The sequence below is a fragment of the Paenibacillus sp. FSL W7-1287 genome, from assembly GCF_038004245.1.
Taxonomy (GTDB): domain Bacteria; phylum Bacillota; class Bacilli; order Paenibacillales; family Paenibacillaceae; genus Pristimantibacillus; species Pristimantibacillus camelliae.
Window position 1 is genome coordinate 1 of record NZ_JBBORD010000001.1, and the last position, 23,106, is coordinate 23,106.

Below are 23,106 nucleotides of genomic sequence, written 5' to 3' on the forward strand. Positions count from 1 at the left end.
GTGAACGATCAGCCCATTCACGTCCTTCTCTTTTTCAAACGCCTGAGCGAACGTCTGAAGTACAAGCTGCTTGTCGTTACGCAGGCTCATGTGATAAGCAACGATCTCATTGTTATACAAGTCTTTAATAGCGGAAAGGTATAGCCATTCCTCTCCAACTCGATATTGTGTGATATCCGTTACCCACTTCTCGTTGGGTTTCTCCGCTAGAAACTTTCGCTCTAATACGTTTTTCACTACTCGATCACCAATATTCCATACTCGATTATTTCGGTATTTACGCCTAATCCTAGCGCGTAGTCCCATCTCCTGCATCAAACGAAGCACTTTCTTGTGGTTTATGCAAAGTCCGTGATCTTGCAGCAGAAACAGTTGAATCTGGCGGTAGCCATAGACCTTATTGTAACGTTCGAAAGTCGTGCGAATAATTTCTTTTGTAATCTGATCTTTATCTACTTTCTTACGCTTCAAATAGGCGTAGAACCCACTTCTGGAGATTCCGACCTCCCTGCATAAGGCTGTAACGGTATAATCTCCCCGGAGCTCTTCAACGAGCCGCTGCTTCTCTGGTACACCTCCGCCTTCGTAATTTCCAACCACTTTTTTAGGACAGCATTCTCCATTTCTAAGCGTCTGACGTAGCGATTATCATCGACATATTCCTTCCGACGTCCACGGGTATCCATTAACCCAAACTCTCCCATTTGGTTATAGCGACGCATCCATACTTTTAGCCTGTCAATATCCACGATCCCAAGCTCCTCAGCCACTTTAGCCTTTGTCATTCCTTGAAGTCGCATTTCAATTGCCTTCTTCTTTGTCTCGAAACTGTATGTCACAAACTTTTGCCCCTTCTTTGCCATAACGAAAAGCACCCCCTATAGTTGTACATCGGTTCAAACACCAAGGTGTTTTTACAATGTCTACTATAAGGGGTGCACTTCAATTAATAGTCGGGGTTTTTGCATTTCATTGATTTTACATTTTATTTCCATTGTTATAATATGAAAGTAAATCTTAGTATATTTATAGTAATATTAATGGGGGTACTAATGGAGGAAAAATGGTGGCTATTATTTGGAACAAATTTCGACACATTAGATTATGAACTTCAATATTACTTATATCATTCTTTTTACCACTTTGCATACAAAGAAATTATATTTATTATTAGGGACCACTCACTTGCAGATGATATAATTCAAGAATCATTTCTAAAAGCAACCTCAAAACGTAATCAGCTTAAAAAACTTGATTCAGGTAAAAGCTGGGTCAAACGCATTATTCGTAATCAAATGCTCGATTTATTAAAAAGTAAGAAACATCGTCATTGGACTAGTTTGGAAAGCGTCTATATAGATAGTAAAAAAGAACACTTTAATATTGAGGTAGCAGCTAGCATTGAATCTAAAGTAGAAACTTCCCTGCGTAACCAGATGCTTCATGAATCGATTCTGGAACTAAAGCCTGAGTATAGCTCTCTACTGCTTAAATACTATATGGAAGATAAAACGTATAAAGAAATTGCCGATGAATTAATGATTAGTGAACAAGTTATTGCTCAACGTCTGGTACGCGCAAGGAAAAAATTATTAAGCCAATTCTCAAGAAAATGGGTTGATGAAGATGAATAATATCGAGAATAGAAAATATGAGAAATTGATTGAGGATTTATACCAGGACATTGAAGTTCCTGACAGCACACCGTCTTGGAATGCTTTACAGGGACGACTGAATCGAAGAAAACGTAGAAAAAAATTAAGTAATCAAATCAAAATTATTACTGGTGTTGTTTGTGCATCGATAATAATAAGTATTCTGTATTTTGGTGAAAATGTTCCGCAACGAGCATATGCACATGTATCTGATTTTTTCAATAATGTGGTCCAGATTTTCTTAAAGAAACCTATAGATAATCCAGATTCAGCTTTAACGTTACCCCCACCAGCTTTTCAAGATCAAAATAGCGAGATACGTTCTCCGGAAAAAGTTAGTTTGGATGAAGCTAAACAAAAACTTTCGTTTAACCTCCTCCTTCCTATTGATTTACCTAGTCAATTGCAACTGAACGAAATTCGAATATTTAAGGAAATGGATGGAGATTATCGGGCAGCTTACTTGGAGTATTTTGATTCAGCAGATAATTTAATTAAAATCAATCAGCGCCTAATCTCTGACAATTCCTCGATAATGACAGAAATTCGAGAGGGAGCTGGAAGCGTTAAGAATATTATGATTGATGAACAATATCCAGCTATTGTCTTAGAAATGCCTGATGGTACGCTATATATAGAATGGATCGTCCAAGATGTCAAAATGTTATTATCTGGCCAATTATCCGAAACTGAAGCAATAGAATTTGCGAAGTCATTTCAACCCTAAAATAAACGGGGCTGTCCGAAAAGTGAGATAGTAGCTAAGGAAACTGGATAACGTCATCTAGATTCCTTAAACTTCACTGTAACCCTCAAGAGCTTTTTTGGACAGCCCCCATTCACATCCATCTAACTTGTTTAGTTAATAGAACTATTTTGCTCCGGGGAATACCTCAATCCTTTTCAGATCCTCGCGATTTAACAAGATAAAACAGGCACATAATCGAGTAGGCCTATGCGCATGCGCATAGGCCTCTCACAGATCCGGACATGCGGGTCATCGCATCCGGCTCCTCCAGTGACTATCCCCTCTGGGGATGAAGTTCTTTGTAAATCATAGATAGACTGCAAAGACCGATTTCTTCAAACCATTGATTTGGCATCGCATATTGAGCATAAGTGGAATGAGAACTGCGCCATGCTGTCATACGTAGCCCAGGTAGGTCACGGCTTTTCCATCCTCTTCTACGCATCTCTCGGTGAAGTTTCCGCACCTTTCTCCAGCTTCGCAACTGGACAGAACGAAGCCTTCTTCTTATCCATTTGTCCAGATCCCGAAATCTCATCTGTACATCTGCCATTCCGAAATAGTTGCCCCACCCACGGAGATAGGGATTCAATTTTTTCTTCACCAATTGCTGCACATCCACCGTTTGGTTTCGTCTTGTGATTTCCTTCACACGTTTCTTGAATTTTGTCATCGCTTTATCTGACGGTACCATCCATTTCCCTGGTTTGAATTCATGCCCAAGAAACTCGAAAGATTCCCTCTTGCTATTGACGATTTTCGTCTTTTCTGGATGAATGATAAGTCCCATTTCTCTCTCTAGCAGCTTCGTTACCGATTTTAGAATCCGCTCTGCTCCTTTTTGCGTACGACAACAAATCACAAAGTCATCTGCATAGCGTGTCAGTCGATGCCCGCGTTCCGTCATCGCCAGATCTAACGGATGTAGATAGATATTGGCTAGCAGAGGGCTGATGACTCCCCCTTGTGGTGTGCCCTGCTCATTTAGGTGAAAGCTTCCACCGTCTAGGATACCTGCCTTCAGGAATTTCTCCAACAAAGTTAACACACTTCCATCGACTACGGTTTCTTTCACCATGCGGATGAGCTTCTCATGCGGAATGGTGTCGAAATAAGACTTCAAGTCTGCATCAATCACATATCGATATCCATCGTTTAGATCTTGACGGATCTTCTTCAATGCCATGTGTGCACTTCTTCCCGGTCGAAACCCATAGCTACAATCCATAAACTTTGATTCATAAATCGGTTCCAATATGCGCCTCGTTGCGGCTTGAACCACTCGGTCTCCCACGGTAGGAATGCCCAGCGGCCTTGACGTTCCGTCTGCTTTGGGGATGTAGACACGACGTACGGGTTTTGGGTGATACGTCTTGTTCTTTAGTGTCTGCTGAACCACTTCTAGATGGTGTTCCAACTGCGATTCGAATGCCTGGATGGTCATTCGATCAATCCCTGCTGAACCTCGGTTTCGCTTGACCTCTTTAAAGGCTTCCTCTAGGTTTGGCTTCGCCCATATCTTGTCGATGAGGCTGTACCATTTGCGTTCCTTTTGATTTACTCCTTCACGAGAGTGATTGGTTGTTCCTTGTTCTTCCATGTTCGTTTTCCTTCCCGATTTCGTTCCATGATTTGTAGCCTTACGGCAATCTTCATTTCCAAAATAGTACTCGCCCCAGACGGCTTCTCCTTATGTTCATTCCCCGGATCTACGCACATCCTAGCTCCCCGGCTTCTGTCTGGCACATGGCTTCTCTCCATCTCTCTTCTTCCACGGTTTCGGGCTTCACACAAGTCTTCGCCTTTTGAGTCGAAGCTTGTATTGACGACATCGCGCCAATTCATTTGCCTTTGCGGTCTTTCCGGCAAACTTTGTAACTACTATCCCTACGTCTGACTTCTCACCACTCTTAACATTGCCTTGATCCTCACGATCTCGAGCAATGGTTACCACTTGATATGGAAATGATGAGATCTCCTTGGGTCACGTCAACCGACTTTCCCCCGAATCCAGTCCTCTTAACTTACGGAGTCTATGGTGGTACAGGACTTCCTCTTCTTTTGCAGAGTTATCCGACTCCGTCAGCCAACATGGTTAAACCGCCTATTCCGGGTTTTGCCTTCGCATCCTCCGCACGCATTCTCGCGAACTACGCACTATGCGTCAGCTATGCACTTCCGCCACCTGCGGTGTGCTGGAGACTTTCACTCGTTAGTCGATTGCGCTGCCAAGCGCACAAAAGACCCAATAAGATGACCTTTTTCAAGTGTCCATCTTATTGGGTACATTTTATTTTCTCGCCCAGCCTTTTAATATTTTTTAGGGACTCATTGTACAGCCCCTTTTATTTAGTTAGTGGTAACAATATTGAGTCAGAGTATCTAGTCCCTGCTTCATAGGTATCACCATATATGATCCAATGAGAAGATTTTGTTCTATAGTAATAACCTTTTGCTACAGAAACGAGTATGTGTGATTGATAAGCATATGCCGAATCAGTATCGACAGAGGGAGAACCACTTATTACATCAACCCAAGACGAACCATTCCATCTTTGTAGAGTTAATTCAACACCTATTTCATCCATATGGACAGTTCCGTAAGTATCTCCCCATATGTTTATTCTTTCATCCGAAAGTTCCGATATGTAACTACCTCCTCTTTCCAGGTAAGAGTAGTCTGGATCAAATAAAGTAAAAGGTTGAATAATTTCTGGTGGCGGTCCTGTTAAGGCTCCTGTTTTGTGGGATGAAGCTGCTTGTGCATTAATAGGATAAGCAAACATAAGAATCATTACAATAGATAGAATACAACTTAAAGTCCTTCTCATAAGAAAAATCTCCTTCCAATTTGAATTACGATGTATAAGACGAAATATAACCCGTTATTATGACGGTATAATTACAAATTGTTTCATTTTATAATGACGTAAATTACTAATATAGTTAATTAACTTACTTCTTGTGTATACAGAAAAAGCACCACTATGAATAACACATAGTGCTGCTTTTTGCAAACAAAAATTTATAGTATAAATTAATCAGTATATCGTCTCTGAATTATAATTATTGTCAATATTGCTAATAGGACAGAACAGATAATTTGCTTAAAAACGATTATAAATACCTTAAGTGAATCAAATTCTTGCTCCAACATTTGACCAGTAAACATTACTAGTGCGCAGATAGAAACAATTAAGAAATAGGATATTATAGAATGCCTATTTAATAGTCTCGAATTCCACAACTTTGAAAATTTTGGTTTCTGATGAAAAATCACTAAAATACATATTGCTGTAATACCAAGGAGAAGTAAAGATAATAAATGTTTTACTAGCGATAATAACATTACTGAAGGTGTTACTAGACGTTCTTCCGTTTCGCTCGCCGCTACTGACGGAATCACTTGGCCAATTGCTACGTGATGGGCACTCTGTATCCCCCGTGCGTGAACGTTGCCATGATACAGCAGCGCAGTCACTAACCATTACTAATGCTTCGCCTATGCATTCCTAACGTAACAGCCATCGCATCGCTCATCATTGCACCGCCGAGATCGCCCGCTACAGCATCGTCATCACTGCACCGCCGAGCATGCCTGCTACAACGACAACCCAAGGCGGTAACTTCCAAAAGACGAGCATAACGAACAATAGTGCCGCAACAACAAAGTCGGTCGTAGTCGCAATCGTTGTTGTCCATATCGGATCGTACAGCGCAGCTAGCAATATACCTACGACTGCAGCATTCATGCCATGAAGAGCGCCCTGCATCTTAACACTGCGGCGCAGCTGATTCCAGAACGGCAGTGCTCCAATTACCAAAAGAAATGCCGGCAGGAATATAGCGATAGTGGCGACGATCGCACCAACTATGCCATTCATCATCGCTCCTAAATAAGCCGCAAACGTAAACAGTGGTCCAGGTACAGCCTGTGCTGCACCGTAGCCTGCCAGAAAATCCCCTTCACTGATAAGTCCTGATGGTACAACCTCCTGCTCTAGCAGCGGAAGCACGACATGCCCCCCACCGAATACAAGAGAGCCCGCTCGATAAAAGCTATCGAAGATTACAAGCCAATCCCAATTGGCATAATGCGTAGCCACTGGTAACAGAATAAGCAGCACGAAAAATAACAATAAGCAGCTAGCAGCAAAGACCTTTCGAATCGGAATCTCAAGCTGCTTCTCATTAGCAGTCACTGCATGGCGATATAGCAATAAGCCGACACTGCCAGCTACGATAATGACTAGCACTTGGGTTACTGCCGACTGCCAGAGTAATACCGTCGAAGCAGCAAGTATCGCTATGGTCGCTTTGGACCTGCTGTTAGCCAGCTTTTGTCCCATACCTAATACCGCTTGCGCAACGATAGCAACAGCAACGAGCTTCAACCCATGAATCCAGCCGAGCTCCCCTAGCCCACTGCTTTGCAGAATTAAGGCAAAGACGACAAGCGCTATAACGGAAGGCAGTGTAAAACCTAGCCACGCCATCATTCCGCCTAGCAGCCCCGAGCGTATAACGCCGATACCGATTCCAACCTGACTGCTTGCTGGTCCCGGCAAAAACTGACATAACGCAACGAGGTCAGCATAGCTGCGTTCATCCATCCATTTTCTTCGCTCAATATATTCGTTATGGAAATACCCTAAATGCGCGACCGGTCCTCCGAATGAGGTTAAGCCAAGCTTGAACGAAACTGCCAACACCTCTAGCAGCGCTGCGGCTTTATTTTTCGGCTTAGAGCTCTGTTCGATCCTTGCTTCATTGCCTTCCATGAAAGTTCCTCCATCGTCCATCTATCGATTTTCTACTAAAACAACGTAACTTCACTCGACTGCTTTATAAGCTCCTTTCATCATAGGAAATAGGCAAGCTTCAATCAATACATGGATTGTAAATTTTTCAGGATTTGTAAACGTCATGCTTAACACTTCGCTCGTATTGCATCGCATGTTTGTGTGCTATAATACAGTGAAAATACACTATGGATATAAGGAAAGACGAGGAAAGCATCATGCAAGAGATTACAGGGTATAAATCGATTGCCCTAGACATCGCTCAACGAATTGTAAGTGGAGAATTTAAAGTGAATAGTAAGCTTTCTGGTCGTTCTTTGCTTGCGAGTCAGTATCATGTCTCTCCAGAAACGATTCGTAAAGCCATCGGACTTCTAAAAGATGAACAGATCGTGCTCGTTTCACAGGGCAAAGAAATTTTAGTTCTCTCCGATCAACACGCGTATAACTACATTACTAAACACAACTACCTTAAATCTGCATATTCGCTAAAACAGGATTTGCAGGAGCTGCTCAAGCTTAAAAAGGACCTTGACCAACGCTTTGAATCAACATTGAAAGAGATTATTCAAGCATCAGACAGACTACAAAGTCTTAAGCCCTATCATCCCGTCGAGATCAAGGTTGCTGAACAGTCACATGTTGTCGGAAGAACGATTGGTGATTTACAATTTTGGCAGCATACAGGTGCTACAATTATTGCTCTTCGTAGAGGCACAGAAGTATCCATTTCGCCAGGACCACATGTCATTATATGGGCGGATGATGTGCTCGTAGTTGTCGGTGACGGTCAAGTTGAAGAGCGAACAAAAACCTACCTTAACCTGAGCCAACCAACTAATTGAATATAAATGATAGAGTAAAAAAAACGGTTAATTTCTTAGCGAAGAAATTAACCGTTTTTTTTAATTTTTGTATAATATATCTCAACCATAACTAACAACTTGTACTAAACATATAGGTTGTTAGTTACAAAAATGTGTGTTATAGTACTAACTAGCTTAAAACCGAAGCTCATTATGCGTATATTGTTCGTTTGCACTTTTTTACATTAATTTCCAATCATATACTAGCATAGCGATCTTCTGGTTTAAGCCATGCCTTACTACTTCATCTTGCTACTTTCAAGAATGAGCATCAACGAATAGAAGGAGGTCAGCTATGATTAAATTCAAAGCGATAAACAAAACGTACAATGATGGACATCAAGTTCTGAAAAATCTGAATCTTACAATTAATCAAGGCGAAATTACTGTATTAATTGGACCCAGTGGCTGTGGTAAAACAACGACGATGAAGCTTATCAATCGACTTATCACACCATCTTCCGGTGAGATTTTGTTACAAGACGAAAACATTGCAAATTTAGATCCAATTAAGCTGAGGAGAAAGATCGGCTATGTTATTCAAAACATCGGACTCTTTCCTCATATGACGATTGCACAAAACGTTGCCGTCGTTCCTCGATTATTAAAATGGGATAAGAAAGAAATCAATGCTAAGGTCGACGAGCTGCTCAATCTTGTAGGCTTAGATCCTAATATTTATCGAGATCGTTACCCTTCCGAGTTAAGTGGAGGTCAGCAACAAAGGGTTGGTGTAATCCGAGCACTCGCTGCCAATCCCGTACTGATTCTAATGGATGAGCCGTTTAGTGCACTCGATCCCATTAGTCGAGAGCAGCTGCAGGATGAATTAGTTCGCTTGCAGCAGGAAATAAAAACAACGATCGTTTTCGTTACCCATGACATGGATGAAGCGATAAAGATTGCTGATACCATCGTCATAATGAAGGATGGAGAAATTGTTCAAGCAGGAGCACCCGAGCAAATATTGCGCCACCCTGCCAATGACTTCGTTAAGCATTTTATCGGATCAAAGCGTATGCAATCCGTTCAAGCCATGCAGGAACCTACAGTTGACGACGTAATGGCCGATCAGCCTGCCGTTATTCATCCTTCACGTGGTCTTGCCTATGCAGTGAAGCTAATGGAATCACGCAAGGTCGATTCACTATTTGTTATTGATAAAAATAATAAGCTGCTAGGCAGCGTCTCTATCTATCAGATTCTCGATCAATACAAGGATGAGACAAAGCTTGTTGCAGATGTTATGAAGCCAGCCCCGCATGTTGTGCTTTCAGGAACCTCGCTGTCCGCCGCATTAAACCTTATGAATGAACATCAGCTTTCGAATATGCCGATCGTGAAGCAAGAACATCAATTTGTTGGTCTGATCACAAGAGGTTCCGTCATCAGCCATATGACAGAGCTCTATACACCAGAGCATATCGGAGGCGAGATCCATGCCGTTCACTAATACGATAAGCAGCTTTCTTCAATTTCTACAGGAGCGCTACCCCGACATTTTAGTCGCAACGCGCGAGCATTTAACGATCTCCGTCATCTCCATTCTGCTAAGTACGCTCATAGCAGTACCTGTAGGAATGTATTTGGCTAATAACAAAATTAAATGGCTGCATAGTGCTGTATTCTCTATAGCCAATCTCTTTCAGACCATTCCAAGCCTGGCGCTGCTAGCGATATTGTTACCTTTATTCGGCATAGGCATGAAGCCGGCTATATTCGCACTTTTCCTATATGCGATATTGCCTATACTGCGTAACACTTACGCAGGCTTTCAATCGGTAGATCAATCTATCGTCGAAGCAGCTAAAGGGATGGGCTATAGTGCATCACAGCGATTATTTTCTATACAGTTGCCACTTGCATTTCCGTACATTATGTCCGGACTGCGTATGACGATTGTATATATTATTAGCTGGACGACGCTTGCCGCACTTGTCGGTGCTGGTGGCTTAGGACAGCTTATTGTATCCGGCATTGGCGTGAACAAACAGGAGCTTGTGCTTGCAGGTGCGCTTGCAGCTATTCTGTTAACCGTGCTTACGGATCAAATTCTTGGCTTTATTGAAAAACGAGTATTTCGAAAAGTAAAGGCAAACTAAAGCTTTATACGATGCAATCATCTTTATTACAAAACTAAAACAAGAGGTGTTTATTGATATGAAGAGGAAAGGTCTTAAACTTATAACCGCTATTACCTTGCTCGCAACCGTGGTGCTTTCCGGCTGCAGCAATGGGGGCTCACAAAAAATTACGATTGGTACACAGACGTATTCAGAGCCTAAAATTATTGCGGAAATGTACAAGGCACTTATTGAGGAAAATACAGACATTACGGTTGATATTGTAGCCGATCTAGCTGCAAGTCCAATCGTTATTCAATCCATGGATAAAAACGATATTCAAATGGCAACGCTCTACTCTGGAGAAATCTTCAATAACTATTTTGAAATCGAAGATACGAAGGATCGTCAGGAGGTATTGCGGCAAGCACAGCAAGGCTTTGACGAAAATTATAATTTTAAATGGTTCGATGGGTTTGGCTTTGAAAACACTTATGCCTTTACAGTGCGCAAGGAGCTAGCAGATGAATATCAATTAACGAAGGTTTCTGATCTGAAAAACTATGCAGATACGATGAAGCTTGGTGTAGATACGACGTGGCTTGAAAGAGATAACGATGGCTACCGCCCATTCCAGGAGCATTATGGTATAACCTTTAATGACGTATTTCCAATGGAAATTTCACTCGTCTATCAAGCAGTAGCAGATGAGCAGGTCGATGTCGTTCTTGCGTATACGACAGACCCAGGCATCAAGGAGTTCAATCTGCAAACGTTAGAGGATGACCTACAGTTCTTCCCTCCATTCGATGCGTCACCTGTACTTCGCAAGGATACGTTAGAGAAGCACCCTGAGCTAGAGGAAATTGTGATGACACTCGTTGGCAAAATCGATGCGGCAACGATGACTTCATTGAACTATGAGGTTGATGTTAACAAACGCAGTCCGAAGGAAGTGGCTGTTGAGTTTTTGAAAGAAAATAATCTATTAAAGAGTGAAGCTTAAGGATGTGATCGAGTTATGATTCTACAAGCAAATGGAATAGGTTCATTCATGCAATACTTGAGTGACAATGCATCCAACCTGCTTCAACTCACACTTGAGCATATTGTCATGGTCATATGTGGCCTGGCTCTTGCATTATTAGTCGGAATTCCTTTAGGCGTCCTATGCACTCGCTCCGAGAAGCTGGCCTCTGTTATATTGGCAGCAGCAAATGTCATTCAGGTTATACCAAGCTTAGCATTGCTTGCGATTCTGATGATGTTTCTTGGGCTAGGCTTTAAGACGATTGTTGTTGGCTTATTCTTCTATTCCTTACTGCCAATCATTCGAAATACGTATGTTGGCTTAAAGGAGATTGATCCGAATATCAATCAAGCAGGTAAAGGCCTAGGTATGAATAACTGGCAGCTGCTTATTAAAGTTCAGCTTCCGCTCGCCCTGCCATTTTTAATGGCTGGCTTCCGCGTCGCTGCGGTTATCGCCATCGGGGTTGCTACCCTAGCACCGTTAATCGGTGGTGACGGCTTAGGAAGAGAGATTTATGCCGGACTCAATATGCGTAACAGTCTTAAAATTTATGCCGGTGCCATTCCCGCGGCTCTGCTTGCCATAGTAACAGACATCGTACTCGGCAGATTGCAGGAAAAGTGGAAGGCTAAGCATAAAAAACCAACGATGAAGCAAGATGCTGCGGGGCAAGATCAGGCAACAATGTCCGCATAAGCATTTAAGCTCTTATTGGATCATCTGAAAAGCATCAGCGACTTAAATTCTAGCTTTTAACTAACTGGGAGGCAGCCTCTATCGAGGCTGCCTCCCTTTATTATGAAAAGCTACTCCCCAACAAGCTGCTTATACTCGGCTGCATATATAATAAATTTCACCCTTACAAGCGAAAATTCCCCCTATTCAATACGAGTAAAGCTACAGCACAATAGAACTACAGACGAGAAACACAAATGTATACAAAGTTACCAGTTACATACATTTTGTGTCATTGTCTTCGTTTTCAACCATTCACTACATCGTAGAGTTCTCTTTAGAAATGCATTGTCAAATCGAAGGGAGAGATGTTTGTAATGAATTTGGTTAACCGTAGTAAAAGATGGTCTACTCGTATGATGCTCATGTCCGTATTACTTCTAATTGTAAGCGCTTTTGGCCCAACGGCATTTGCGGCCACTGCAACCTCGCAGCAAGATAACAGCTACAAGATTGTTGGTTACTTTCCTTCCTGGGGAGCCTATGGACGCAATTTCAACGCTGCGGATATTGACGCCTCCAAGCTGACACACATTAACTACGCTTTTGCTGATATTTGCTGGAACGGTACACATGGAAATCCTGACCCAACTGGCCCTAACCCTCAAACCTGGCCATGCCAAAATGAAGCTGGTCAAACCATCAACGTGCCAAACGGTACAATTGTGTTAGGTGATCCGTGGATTGACGCACAAAAATCATTTCCAGGAGACACATGGGATCAGCCCATTCGCGGCAATCTGAACGAGCTAATTAAACTAAAGCAACAGCATCCACATTTGAAAACGATTATTTCGGTAGGCGGCTGGTCGTGGTCGAATCGTTTCTCAGACGTAGCGGCATCCGATGCGACACGTAAGGCCTTTGCCCAATCAGCGGTTGACTTTATCCGTAAATACCAGATGGACGGCGTTGATCTCGATTGGGAGTACCCGGTAAGCGGTGGCTTGCCTGGCAATAGCTACCGTCCAGAGGACAAGCAAAACCATACGCTCCTACTACAGGAAGTACGTAATTATTTGGATGCTGCGGAAATTGAGGATGGTAAAACGTACACGCTAACGATCGCTTCCTCTGCTTCGCCGAGTTACGCTGAAAACAATGAGCTGGATGAGATTGCTGAGATCGTCGATTGGATTAACATTATGACTTATGATTTCAACGGTGGCTGGAGTAATCAAAGCGCGCATAACGCTCCACTGTACCTTGATAGTGCAGCCGCCCTGGCTAATGTAGAAAATGCAGCCACGTTTAACGCGGACAGTGGGGTACAAGGTCATCTTAATGCAGGCGTTCCAGCTGAAAAGATTGTACTTGGGCTTCCGTTCTATGGTCGCGGCTGGGCAGGCTGTGCACCTGGGGCCAATGGTGATGGACAATACCAGCCATGTACGGGCATACCTGTGGGAACTTGGGAAAGCGGCGTATTTGATTACGGCGATCTCGTTGCCAATTATGTCAATAAAAATGGCTTTGTCCGTTACTGGAATGACGAGGCGAAAGTTCCTTATCTATACAATGCCACTTCCAAAACGTTTATTAGCTATGACGATTCTGAATCCTTTACGCATAAAGTTAATTACATTAAATCAAGAGGCCTCGGCGGCGGTATGTTCTGGGAGCTGTCATCAGACTGCCACGTTAGTCCGCAATATAACTGCAGCGGCACGAAGCTGCTGGACGTGTTGGCTGAGCAATTGAATAACGGCGAAGGTCCAGACCCTGGTGGTCCTGGCACAGGAGATCCTGACACCACGCCTCCTACTGCTCCGACGGGTCTAACCGTTACAGGGAAAACGGCAACCTCGATATCACTAAGCTGGACAGCATCAACGGATAACAACGGAGTAACCGGCTATCAGGTATTCAGAGATGGCACGCTTGTGTCAAGCCTAGCGGGTACTAGCACCACGATCAATAATTTAACGAGCAATACTACTTATGTATTTACAGTAAAAGCGCGCGATGCGGCCGGCAATCTCTCGGACGCGAGCGCTCCTCTAAGCGTTACGACAGACGAAGCAGCTACACCAGCTTGTCCGGTAGCCGAGTGGAATGCTAGTCAAATTTATACCAGTGGCAACCAAGTGGTCTACAATGGAATCATCTATGAGGCGCAATGGTGGACGCAAGGTGAGCGCCCAGATCTATCCGGCGAGTGGGATGTGTGGAGAGTGATCGGTTCTTGCTGACGCGACGACTTATGGCAGGATGAAGTAACTAGAGCTGATAAAAGCTGAAAGTGTGACAAGAAATGAACTCAAAACGGGATAGGCAATGTGCCTATCCCGTTACTTTGTCTGCTCTCGAATGGATTTTCTAAATTATGCAGAGTCGTATGTACTTTCTTAGACTTAAATAGACGACTGCCTCCTGTATGTATCCATCCACTTAAATGCTTCAGTAATAAACTCATTTAATAAACCAGCCATCAGCTGTTTCATTAATCACACTGAATATATAGGCTGCTAACTATTCAAGCAGCTAAATATATATGCGGCTAAACTTCCGAGGCTAATCTCCTCTATCTGAGCCAGCTAGAAGCAATTCTTTACGCTTGTTAGCTTTGTAGCTTGTTAGCTTTGTAGCTTGTTACTCGTTAGCTTATTAGCTTATTAGCTTTTTAGCTTTACTAGCCTGTTTCTCGTTGACTTGCTGGTTTGTTGCTAACTCCGATACCACGTTGCTGTTATACTTCAGGTTCAGCTATTCAGACAGCCGCTCCGCCCAACAACCTCAAGCCAGCGCTCAGCAAGCAAGTAATGTCCGGCAACTGTTGGATGAATACCATCCCATAGCCAAGCCTCCGCTTCCTTCCGCTTTACCGCCTCGTCAAACACGTCCTGCAGCGGTACGTGTACCGCATCAAATTGCTCAGCAAGCTGACGAACCTTCCCTTGATAGTCCGAAATTAATTCGTGCCACATGGCAAACTGCTGCTCAGTAGCTTTTGTCTTAAGTATGAATGGCTCACATAGCACGAGCTGCGTATTCGGCAGCACTTCCATCGTCTCCTCCAGCAGATGACGATACACGCGCTCAAAGCGATCCGTCACACCGCCCGCATCGTTGTGAACAATGCGCCAAGCATCATTGACCCCAACCAGTATACTTAGAATATTCGGCTTAATGCTAATCGCATCCTCATTCCAGCGTGCATATAGATCCGATACTCGATCTCCACTCACTCCGCGATTCACAAAATGTGGATTGCTTTCCGCATGCTCACTGCCCAGCTTGCCCGCAATTATATATGCGTAGCCGTGTCCGAGAATATGATTCAAGTCATTGCCTCGATCCCGATTGCCATCCGTAATCGAGTCCCCTTGAAATAAAATAACTGTATTAGGCTTCATTGCCATTCATTCCTCCCTGGAAAGCGTTTCGTCCTAGCCTCTCACCTCATTGTAGTACGAATGGGCTGGAAGGAAAAGCTAGCATACCGTCTAGTTTTATTGATTAATCGCCTGCTCATGTGCTTCGGAAAACTGCTCTGGCGTTGCAGCCTTGCCGAACAGCGCCTGGATCTGATTCAAGTGCACCTCTGCTGTATCCGCTTCTAGCTGTACATCGGCATATAACGTAATGCTGCTTGCATTGTTCATCTCGTTAAATAGCTCGACATATAGAGCTGGCAGCTCCACACTGCCGGTATCGACCTTCGTTGCCGGAATAACACCTGCATCAGTTACGGCTATTTCGCCCCACTTCTCAACAAAGTAAGCGACAAAGTCCTTCGCTGCATCCTTCACTGGAGAATTCTCAGCTACGAACAGCCCTACTCCAGGACCGCCTACCCAGCTATCCGCGTCACCAGCACCACCTTCAACGACAGGGAATTTGAAGAAGCCTACTTTAGCCTTAAACTCCTGTGGAACGTCTTCGTTAGCAGTAAAGTTCGCAAGCTCCCATGTCCCCATCAAATACATCGCTGCGGTTTCATTATAAAAATCAGCTTTCCCCTCGTCGTTGGAAAGTCCGTTAAAGCCTTTATTGAACGCCTTCAGGTCTACAAGCTGTTGAACCTCACTTGCCGCTTGCAGCAAGCTATCCTGCATATACGTGTCCTTGCCCGCTAATGCACTCGAGAACACCTCTTGCCCAGCAATACGATCTGCAAGATACATATACCATAGCGAACCTGTCCAGCGATCCTTATTACCGAGTGCAATCGGTGCGATACCATTAGCTGTAAGCGTCTCAACGACTTGCTTAAACTCCGCATAGGTTGTCGGCACTTCAAGGTTGTGGTTAGCAAAAATCTCTTTATTGTAATAAATCGGAGCAATATTAAACTCTAATGGCACACCGTATGTTTTGCCGTCTACTTGGAAGGCATCGGTCGTTCCTGACACGAATTGCTCGCCTAGACCATTGCCAAGCAGGTCGTCAAGCGATGCGAACAGTCCCCCCTCTACATACGGCTGTAAAAAGCCTGCTGCCCAGGTTACGCCTACATCAGGCAAGGAGTTCGAGGTCGATAATATTTTTAGCTTGTTTTTGTATTGCTCATTATCAAGCACTTCGACCTTTATCTTTACGTTCGGATTGTCAGCTTCATATTGACCAATGATGTCATTGACCACATTGTTCTGTGCTGTGGAAACACCGTCTGGCCATAAATGCATAAAGCTTAGCGTGACCTTATCACCTGAGGCGTTTTCACCTTGACGATTGCTTGCTGCATGGCTGCCTTCTTTTTTCCCGCTACTGGTACCACAACCAGCAAACACAACAGTTAGGCATAGGACAAGCAGAAGCATCAGCTTTTGTGTTTTCATCTTGATCTCCCCTTTAACTGAAATCGTGTACACTATATACTGCATCAATACCGCGCAATAAACTTCTACCTTCTGCAAGTTTGTACTGGTTGAATAAATCCATTATGATCCCATTCGAGTTTAACGATCTAGTTCATTCTCTTCTGCTCTATTCTCTCTTCTCTTCGTAATAATGCACGCTGAACAGCTTCAATAATGACGGTTTTCTCAATCGGCTTCAGCAAGTAATCCACGGCATCGAATTGAATCGCTTTTTGCGCATATGAGAAGTCCGAGTAGCCCGATATGAAGATGCACATCGGCTTCCTGCTCATCTCATTCAGCCGTTCTACCAGCTCCAGACCTGACAATCCAGGCATTCGAATATCGGAAATCAGTACATCGATCTCATATGTCTCAAGCAGCTCTAATGCTTGAAGTCCATTCTCGGCTAGCCTTATCTCATAATCCTCGGTTAGCCAGCCTTCCATTACTCGTTTAATCCCTTCTCGCGTACGCGGCTCATCATCAGCAATGAGTAGCTGTAACATCAATTCATCCCCCTAGATTGAACTGGTATGTGGAAGCTCACTTCTGTCCCCTGCTGTGAGCTTTTAATCGACAAGCCTTCGGTTTTCTCTCCAAATGACAGCTTAAGTCGTTGATGCGTATTTTTCAGTCCAACACCAAGATGCTTGTCTTGCGTAGCTCCCACCTGTAGCGAGCCTTGGGTTAGCTCATGCGTGACGCGATGCAGCTGCTCGCTGGAGAAGCCAGGTCCATTGTCCTTTACCGTAATCACAAGCTGCTGAGCGGAGTTGCTGCTAACATGGATGCTCAGCTTGCCGCGCTGCAGACTTCGCTCAATGCCATGCTCAATCGCATTTTCAATAATGGGCTGTATCATCAGCTTAGGAATCGGAATGGTTTTGTACTCATCTGCACAATCAATTTCCCATTCGAAACGATCCATAAGCCGCATCTTCATAATGAGCAGGTAGCGCTCCGCATGCTCCAGCTCGGCTCCAATCGTCACCCATTGATCGCTGTCCTGCTTCGTAATGACATAACGAAATACACCACTCATTGCCACGATTACCTCAGCAAGCTCAGATTGACCATTCTCCTCCAGCTCCCAGTAAAAAGCCTCTAATGTATTGAACAAAAAATGCGGATTGATCTGGGCCTGTAATGCTTTAAGCTCCGTTTGACTTTGCAATATTTCTTTTTCATAGACGACTTGGATGAGTGCCTGCAAGGAATCCACCATTTGATTGTATGTATTATTAAGCTCATTAATTTCAATAGAGTTGCTAGTTTCATCAATATGCTTAAGCCCTCCACCGCCGAGTCTTGCTCCGCGCATCGCCCGTATTAGCTTTAGAATAGGTCGGCTAATTCGATCGGCAATGAAAAAGCTTAATATTAAAAACAATATGCTGCTGACGATGAGTGAGATGATGATCGTGGAACGAAGCAGTGCCAGTCCTTCGGTTGCTTTCGTCACAGGTGTCATAATGCTAAGCTCCCAGTCCGCCATCGCGATACTACGCTTAACGTTAAAGTAGCTGCGTTCGTTAATCTCAACGACATCCATATCCCCCGTCGCTTCAGGCAAGGTAACAGCTGCGCTTGCATTGGTGAAAATAACGTTGCCCAGCTGGTCAGTCAGCCACAAAAAGTCTTGATTCTCACTCTGCTCCATATCTGCAACAGAGGATAAATCGAACAACGAGGGGTCGACATGAACGACGAGATAGCCAACATGCTGGAACGACTGATTCATCAAGCGAATATTGCGTATGGTCACAATACTGTTACCGAATCGCTCACTGTAATTCGTCCATACAAGCTTCCCCTGTGCCAAATTCGATAGCGTAATCAATGACTGGGAATACCGTTCATTCAGCCGCTCATTGCTAATCGGCAAGTAGCTCTCATGGTCTAGCGTATAGATCTCTATCGCCCTGATTCCGACCTGATAGGCCTCAAGCTTGCGCACCTCCTGCTGCAGCAGCTGCAACTGGTCGAAGCTTGCTTCTATGCCACTGTAGTCGTCCTGCATCATTGTCTGGACAAGCGCATTCGTCGCTACCTGCGAGGAGAATGTATCAATTTGCTGCATAAGCAGCTCAACATTGGCAATCGACTGCACCGCCGTATTGTTCATATGCTTCTCCGCATTTGTCTGCAGCAGCTCACTTACTTGGACATTGATATAAATTCCTACCGTTAATAGAATCACTAGCATCATACTTGTATATACAACAAACATTTGCTTACGGAACGTATTAAGCTTTGCCCACTGCCACATCGCTATTCCTCATCTCATAAATGATCTACTAATCTAGTTGTTCTAGGAAAACTTCCTACCACTATATAAAATTTAGTAAAAAAAGATATAAATTACAACCATTCATCACACTTTAGGCAAAATAAAACACCATTCCTTGCTGCTTGTATGATACGTCGATACAAGCTAGTCAAAAAATGGTGCTTCCTCTTCCTATGTAATTTGCACTGTAACCACGGAAAACAAACAATTGTCCGCGCATTAAGATAACGCCTACCTCTTATGCTTCCTCTTCCATACGACAAACTGTTAATAAGGGCAACCACGTAATCACGTTGTCTTTGGTATAAGTGGAGAAATTGTCTTGGCTTTCCCTGACATCAACCTGCAGCTGGAGCTGCTGAACAGCATGTAATGGCTGGCAACCATAGCTGAAGGATGACATAATACTCGAGCCAATTGGATTAGAACCAGCTGCATAGGAGGTGCTTCCTTCATCATCTACAACCATACACCGAACCTGTCCCAAAAGCCCCCATTCAAGCTCAGCTTGATCAAGATCGATAGAGATTACTCCCACATGAAGCAGCATATCGTCCTTTAATGCACCTGCAAGCTGCTGCTTCAGTCGATACAATATCGCGTCTGAAGCATAATATTCCTCGGCATACGCTCGAAACATCTTGAGTATGGCTGACATAACAATTGCGGCAGGAAGCTTATTGCCTGATAGACTGCCTCCAAGCATAACGATACGTCTAGCCTGCTCATCATATATATGGAAGAATGTAGTTCCACCTTGTAGCTCATGGCTCTGCCCTTTAATAGTCCAACCGTCAAAGCTCAGCTGCTTATCAGGAAATAACTGCTGCTCCTGTAAATGATTAAAGGTTACGGTCTGTTGTCCAGCTTCATAAGGGGATACGATAGGACACGGCGAGAGTGTATCGGCGATCTTTATATCTAATCGATTCAAATTCACTCTCATCCGATTAAGATCTCCCATAAGATAAGAGGATGCCACGTAAACCGCAGCAATCGCCATCGTTATAATAATAGAAGAACTAGCGATAAGTACGGGCCAGTTCGGCGCAACCCCTTGTTCAATCCCTTCGTAGTTATACCAGAACACACTGATTAGCATGAACAGCAAAATGCCGATAACGATAAACTTGATTCGATTGACCACATTGTATATACGAGGCTGCAGCATTTGAACGAAATGAAGCCGCTTTACCTCTTGCAGCAGAATCCATTTTAGCATGATGGCGTGAATGATTGCAAAAGCTACAAAGGTAGACATATCCAAGAAGAGCCCTTTCCAAAACTGCATCAGCTCTTTCTCTGGCCAAGGCGGCAATCCCGCAGTGTACAAACGATACGTTTGTGCGATAGTAAGCCCTGCCAACGCGTAGACCCAAAATACTTCACTAGGCAATGACGTGAAGTGCAGCCACACGTCATTAGCCTCCATTTCAGCTGTATCCTTTTTAGCTAATTTAGCTGCTCGTGTTAGACGGATATGCGTATATAATATGAGAAAACTAAGCAGCAGCACGTAACCAATACCTACTCCGAACAACGTACGTTGAAATTGTTCAGTTGACCCATAGCTCACAAATTCATTAGAAAACAGCATGCCTGCTACAACGATAAAACCAATACCTCCATACATTGCGTAGCACTTTACGGCTAGACTCTGGTGTATCGAATGTTCCTTCATCCTTTTATCCCCACCTGTAAACCAATCTATTATTATTCCATTTCAAATCTTATTGCATCATGAATAGGATCAAGCTCCAACCAACTTAGGTCATACATTTCACTATTGGACCAATCCTGCTGCCGAATATATACATAACCATTATTTAAGCACTTAATATAAAGTTTAGCTCCAGCTCATATTGAAGCAGTTATCGTCTCTGTAAGTATTGGTATCGAATTGAGTACGTTCTTGATGAAGGGCTGTCGTAACAGCCTGCTCAGATGTGTAGTACAGAGGAATTGATGCTCTTATCGCATCATTATAATTGAGGATTTTCTACCTATATCCCATTATATCACGGACATTTTAGAAAGTAGATACTCCGCTTTATACATATATGCATCCTCTCTATTCCGTTTCGTAAATGATAATATTTGTGTTTTATTGCCAAAACCTTCCGAGATGTGCTTGAGCACCCTTGCCTTTAAGTATTGTTTGTATTAATATATATAATACTTAAATGCAAAAGGAGCGTAGATTGTCATGCTCATTTCCTTGCAGCTGGATAGCGCAGTCCCACTTTATGAGCAGCTTCGCAATGAAATTGTGCTTGGTATTGCTAAGGGTAAGCTTCCAATTGGTGAGAAGCTGCCCACCGTTCGTCAGCTTGCTGAGGATCTAGGCATTAACACGATGACCGTGAATAAGGCATATGCCTTATTAAAGCAAGAGGGCTATATTGTCATCGATCGACGTCATGGAGCTAAGGTTAGCGGTCAACTCGCTCATCCTATTCATGCAGAATACGAAGCAGCGCTTGAGAAAAATCTCGAGCTGATGATCGCTGAGGCTGTCGTACATGGCATGACGCATGAGCAATTTCAGAAGCTATGCGAAAACACATTTTCACAGATGAATATCCAATCTTAGACAAGAGGTGATTCTATGCTGATGAGCATTATTTTTACTATCCCAACCATCATCCTATTCCTCGTTATCGTCTTAACTTACCGTTCAGTCGCTACCTATAAAAATGGTATGCTGTTCGCCGTTACATTACCGCCCGAAGCAATGGAGCATCCAGAGCTGCAGCAAGTCCAGTCACAATATAAGCAGCAATATAAGCGTGTCTGGCTCTCGATGCTGATTGCTTATATCCCCTTCTTTGCGATGTACAATTGGACTGCTTTTCAAATCATTTACTTTCTACTATGGACATGTACTTTTGTTATCGTCGTTGTCTTTCCTTTTCGTAGAGCATTCCGAGCGACGCTCGAGCTTAAGAGACAGCAGGACTGGTTTGTCGGGAAAAAGCATACGATTCAAGCTGACCTGCGTGCAGCACAGCTGAAAAACAAACGAACGGCACCGCTTGGCCTCTTTATACTGCCGCTGGCACTAGGTGCGCTGTTAACCTGGTGGATAGGAACACAGGATACTCAGCTGTACAGCCTAGGGTTCGGAGCGATTGGCATTACCTTGCTGTTCCTTGTCATTATGCAGCTTATACGCCGCAGCAAATCTACCGTTTACAGTGAAAACTCTGATATTAATATCGCCTTGAATCAATCCAAGCGCAGATCATTATCCTATTTGTTTTTCTTCCTTGCACTAATAGAAAACCTGCACTTTTATCTCATTGCGATGCTTCTTCTAAATGAGCAGGAGGCAATGTCTCAGCTATGGCTGGCTGTCACCATCTCATTCTCAATTCTGCCGATACTGCTTATTGCAGGTGTATACCGCAGCATCCAAACGGTGCAGCGTGATATGCTGGAGCTGGATGGTCAAACCGTATATAGTGACGACGATGAGTATTGGGCTAATGGCTTTACATACCATAACCCATACGATAAAAGCATTATGGTTCCGAAGCGAGTCGGTATAGGGGAAACCATCAATACCGGTACAACTGCTGGAAAGATCATTATGGGTGGCGTAGTGGTGTTGCTTGTTGCAGTGATCGGCGGTGTTTCATTCATGCTGATTCGTTCTGAGCTGACGTCACCATCCCTTACGATTACTGCCGAGCATGACATTGCGATTGATTATCCGATGTATTCCTTTACGTTTGATATGGAGGAGATTGAGGAAGTCGAGCTCGTTACTTCTATTCCTTCTGGAGCGAAGGCTAATGGCGAGGCTACGAATAAATATGCCCGTGGTCACTTCCGCTTAAGTGAGCTCGGTAAAACGAGACTGTATGTGTTCAAAAATAACCCCCCTTATATCCGGCTGAAGCTAAGTGATCAGTATGTATTCTACAATGACATCGATCCTGAGGTGACGAAGCAGCTGTTCGAGCAGATCGAGCAAGCCATCGAAGCGGCTAAGTGAAAACTCCGCGCGAACTAGGGAACATCTCTTTTCATACATTGCACCAAAATGCCAGCAGCCCTCGAGCGATACGCTCGAAGGCTGCTGGCTTTGACAACACTACATGTTT

General features: G+C 43.7%; 19 protein-coding genes and 1 pseudogene. 10 read left to right on the plus strand and 10 right to left on the minus strand.

The genetic code is table 11. From position 1 onward, the window contains the following. Together NSQ99_RS00005 and NSQ99_RS00010 are read right to left on the minus strand one after the other, a co-directional pair. Positions 1-513, minus strand: a pseudogene (locus NSQ99_RS00005) (IS3 family transposase); the annotation flags it as partial. Beyond that, positions 468-863, minus strand: coding sequence for a helix-turn-helix domain-containing protein (locus tag NSQ99_RS00010; RefSeq protein ID WP_340834104.1), 396 nt, complete (start codon positions 861-863; stop codon positions 468-470). The pseudogene NSQ99_RS00005 and the gene NSQ99_RS00010, both read right to left, overlap by 46 nt. 189 nt (positions 864-1,052) lie before the next feature. On the opposite strand from NSQ99_RS00010, the gene NSQ99_RS00015 reads away from it, so the two are divergent. Both NSQ99_RS00015 and NSQ99_RS00020 read left to right on the plus strand, forming a co-directional pair. Continuing rightward, a complete protein-coding gene (locus tag NSQ99_RS00015; RefSeq protein ID WP_340834105.1) occupies positions 1,053-1,634 on the plus strand; it encodes an RNA polymerase sigma factor in 582 nt (193 codons plus the stop codon). After that, positions 1,621-2,382: a DUF4367 domain-containing protein gene (locus NSQ99_RS00020; protein WP_340834106.1), complete on the plus strand. Its 762-nt coding sequence runs from the start codon at positions 1,621-1,623 to the stop codon at positions 2,380-2,382. The genes NSQ99_RS00015 and NSQ99_RS00020 overlap by 14 nt, the downstream gene beginning before the upstream one ends. A 295-nt stretch (positions 2,383-2,677) precedes the next feature. Here the strand turns inward: NSQ99_RS00020 and ltrA are convergent, their stop codons facing one another. The 3 genes from ltrA to NSQ99_RS00035 form a co-directional block, all read right to left on the minus strand. After that, the gene (gene ltrA, locus NSQ99_RS00025; protein ID WP_251670020.1) at positions 2,678-4,003 is read right to left on the minus strand and encodes a group II intron reverse transcriptase/maturase; all 1,326 of its coding nucleotides are present in this window, start codon (positions 4,001-4,003) and stop codon (positions 2,678-2,680) included. Between the two features lie 745 nt (positions 4,004-4,748). Next, on the minus strand, positions 4,749-5,234 hold the full coding sequence (locus tag NSQ99_RS00030) for a hypothetical protein (protein ID WP_340834107.1): 486 nt from the start codon (positions 5,232-5,234) through the stop codon (positions 4,749-4,751). Between the two features lie 732 nt (positions 5,235-5,966). Next, positions 5,967-7,184, minus strand: a complete 1,218-nt coding sequence (locus NSQ99_RS00035; protein WP_340834109.1) for a chromate transporter — start codon at positions 7,182-7,184, stop codon at positions 5,967-5,969. A gap of 239 nt (positions 7,185-7,423) precedes the next feature. Here NSQ99_RS00035 and NSQ99_RS00040 point away from each other — a divergent pair, with 239 nt between their 5' ends. The 6 genes from NSQ99_RS00040 (at position 7,424) to NSQ99_RS00065 (ending at position 14,094) form a co-directional block, all read left to right on the plus strand. Then, positions 7,424-8,050 (plus strand): TrkA C-terminal domain-containing protein, encoded by a 627-nt coding sequence (locus NSQ99_RS00040; RefSeq protein WP_251669405.1) that lies wholly within the window; start codon positions 7,424-7,426, stop codon positions 8,048-8,050. 316 nt (positions 8,051-8,366) lie between these two features. Beyond that, positions 8,367-9,524 (plus strand): ABC transporter ATP-binding protein, encoded by a 1,158-nt coding sequence (locus NSQ99_RS00045; protein WP_340834112.1) that lies wholly within the window; start codon positions 8,367-8,369, stop codon positions 9,522-9,524. Beyond that, a complete protein-coding gene (locus NSQ99_RS00050; RefSeq protein ID WP_251669409.1) occupies positions 9,511-10,173 on the plus strand; it encodes an ABC transporter permease in 663 nt (220 codons plus the stop codon). Before NSQ99_RS00045 ends, NSQ99_RS00050 begins: the two co-directional genes overlap by 14 nt. Before the next feature lie 58 nt (positions 10,174-10,231). Further along, positions 10,232-11,140 (plus strand): glycine betaine ABC transporter substrate-binding protein, encoded by a 909-nt coding sequence (locus NSQ99_RS00055; RefSeq protein ID WP_340834114.1) that lies wholly within the window; start codon positions 10,232-10,234, stop codon positions 11,138-11,140. A gap of 15 nt (positions 11,141-11,155) precedes the next feature. Beyond that, positions 11,156-11,863: an ABC transporter permease gene (locus NSQ99_RS00060; RefSeq protein WP_251669414.1), complete on the plus strand. Its 708-nt coding sequence runs from the start codon at positions 11,156-11,158 to the stop codon at positions 11,861-11,863. A 356-nt stretch (positions 11,864-12,219) separates the two neighbouring features. After that, on the plus strand, positions 12,220-14,094 hold the full coding sequence (locus NSQ99_RS00065) for a glycosyl hydrolase family 18 protein (protein WP_340834115.1): 1,875 nt from the start codon (positions 12,220-12,222) through the stop codon (positions 14,092-14,094). Between the two features lie 510 nt (positions 14,095-14,604). On the opposite strand, the gene NSQ99_RS00070 is transcribed toward NSQ99_RS00065, so the two are convergent. The 5 genes from NSQ99_RS00070 to NSQ99_RS00090 all read right to left on the minus strand — a co-directional run bounded on the left by NSQ99_RS00070 (position 14,605) and on the right by NSQ99_RS00090 (position 20,678). Then, entirely contained in the window at positions 14,605-15,264 is a 660-nt protein-coding gene (locus tag NSQ99_RS00070) for an SGNH/GDSL hydrolase family protein (RefSeq protein WP_340834117.1), read from the minus strand. Between the two features lie 90 nt (positions 15,265-15,354). After that, positions 15,355-16,683, minus strand: coding sequence for an extracellular solute-binding protein (locus tag NSQ99_RS00075; protein WP_340834118.1), 1,329 nt, complete (start codon positions 16,681-16,683; stop codon positions 15,355-15,357). A 128-nt stretch (positions 16,684-16,811) separates the two neighbouring features. Further along, positions 16,812-17,213 (minus strand): response regulator, encoded by a 402-nt coding sequence (locus NSQ99_RS00080; protein ID WP_251669422.1) that lies wholly within the window; start codon positions 17,211-17,213, stop codon positions 16,812-16,814. After that, positions 17,213-18,976 (minus strand): sensor histidine kinase, encoded by a 1,764-nt coding sequence (locus NSQ99_RS00085; RefSeq protein WP_340834122.1) that lies wholly within the window; start codon positions 18,974-18,976, stop codon positions 17,213-17,215. The genes NSQ99_RS00080 and NSQ99_RS00085 overlap by 1 nt, the downstream gene beginning before the upstream one ends. 259 nt (positions 18,977-19,235) lie before the next feature. After that, complete coding sequence (locus NSQ99_RS00090; RefSeq protein ID WP_340834123.1) at positions 19,236-20,678, minus strand: SpoIIE family protein phosphatase; 1,443 nt, start codon at positions 20,676-20,678, stop codon at positions 19,236-19,238. A gap of 525 nt (positions 20,679-21,203) precedes the next feature. On the opposite strand from NSQ99_RS00090, the gene NSQ99_RS00095 reads away from it, so the two are divergent. Together NSQ99_RS00095 and NSQ99_RS00100 are read left to right on the plus strand one after the other, a co-directional pair. Next, positions 21,204-21,590, plus strand: a complete 387-nt coding sequence (locus NSQ99_RS00095; protein WP_340834125.1) for a GntR family transcriptional regulator — start codon at positions 21,204-21,206, stop codon at positions 21,588-21,590. A gap of 15 nt (positions 21,591-21,605) precedes the next feature. Then, positions 21,606-22,997 (plus strand): DUF5808 domain-containing protein, encoded by a 1,392-nt coding sequence (locus NSQ99_RS00100; protein WP_340834127.1) that lies wholly within the window; start codon positions 21,606-21,608, stop codon positions 22,995-22,997. The last annotated feature ends 109 nt before the right edge of the window (positions 22,998-23,106 follow it).

Bases quoted from the DNA above. Each gene is read 5' to 3' on its own strand.
- NSQ99_RS00020 (WP_340834106.1), top strand. From the start codon at position 1,621: ATGAAGATGAATAATATCGAGAATAGAAAATATGAGAAATTGATTGAG.
- NSQ99_RS00075 (WP_340834118.1), bottom strand. From the start codon at position 16,683: ATGAAAACACAAAAGCTGATGCTTCTGCTTGTCCTATGCCTAACTGTT.
- NSQ99_RS00035 (WP_340834109.1), bottom strand. From the start codon at position 7,184: ATGGAAGGCAATGAAGCAAGGATCGAACAGAGCTCTAAGCCGAAAAAT.
- NSQ99_RS00100 (WP_340834127.1), top strand. From the start codon at position 21,606: ATGCTGATGAGCATTATTTTTACTATCCCAACCATCATCCTATTCCTC.
- NSQ99_RS00045 (WP_340834112.1), top strand. From the start codon at position 8,367: ATGATTAAATTCAAAGCGATAAACAAAACGTACAATGATGGACATCAA.
- NSQ99_RS00055 (WP_340834114.1), top strand. From the start codon at position 10,232: ATGAAGAGGAAAGGTCTTAAACTTATAACCGCTATTACCTTGCTCGCA.
- NSQ99_RS00065 (WP_340834115.1), top strand. From the start codon at position 12,220: ATGAATTTGGTTAACCGTAGTAAAAGATGGTCTACTCGTATGATGCTC.
- NSQ99_RS00060 (WP_251669414.1), top strand. From the start codon at position 11,156: ATGATTCTACAAGCAAATGGAATAGGTTCATTCATGCAATACTTGAGT.
- NSQ99_RS00015 (WP_340834105.1), top strand. From the start codon at position 1,053: ATGGAGGAAAAATGGTGGCTATTATTTGGAACAAATTTCGACACATTA.
- NSQ99_RS00040 (WP_251669405.1), top strand. From the start codon at position 7,424: ATGCAAGAGATTACAGGGTATAAATCGATTGCCCTAGACATCGCTCAA.
- NSQ99_RS00070 (WP_340834117.1), bottom strand. From the start codon at position 15,264: ATGGCAATGAAGCCTAATACAGTTATTTTATTTCAAGGGGACTCGATT.
- NSQ99_RS00095 (WP_340834125.1), top strand. From the start codon at position 21,204: ATGCTCATTTCCTTGCAGCTGGATAGCGCAGTCCCACTTTATGAGCAG.
- NSQ99_RS00085 (WP_340834122.1), bottom strand. From the start codon at position 18,976: ATGTGGCAGTGGGCAAAGCTTAATACGTTCCGTAAGCAAATGTTTGTT.
- NSQ99_RS00010 (WP_340834104.1), bottom strand. From the start codon at position 863: ATGGCAAAGAAGGGGCAAAAGTTTGTGACATACAGTTTCGAGACAAAG.
- NSQ99_RS00080 (WP_251669422.1), bottom strand. From the start codon at position 17,213: ATGTTACAGCTACTCATTGCTGATGATGAGCCGCGTACGCGAGAAGGG.
- NSQ99_RS00090 (WP_340834123.1), bottom strand. From the start codon at position 20,678: ATGAAGGAACATTCGATACACCAGAGTCTAGCCGTAAAGTGCTACGCA.
- NSQ99_RS00050 (WP_251669409.1), top strand. From the start codon at position 9,511: ATGCCGTTCACTAATACGATAAGCAGCTTTCTTCAATTTCTACAGGAG.
- ltrA (WP_251670020.1), bottom strand. From the start codon at position 4,003: ATGGAAGAACAAGGAACAACCAATCACTCTCGTGAAGGAGTAAATCAA.
- NSQ99_RS00030 (WP_340834107.1), bottom strand. From the start codon at position 5,234: ATGAGAAGGACTTTAAGTTGTATTCTATCTATTGTAATGATTCTTATG.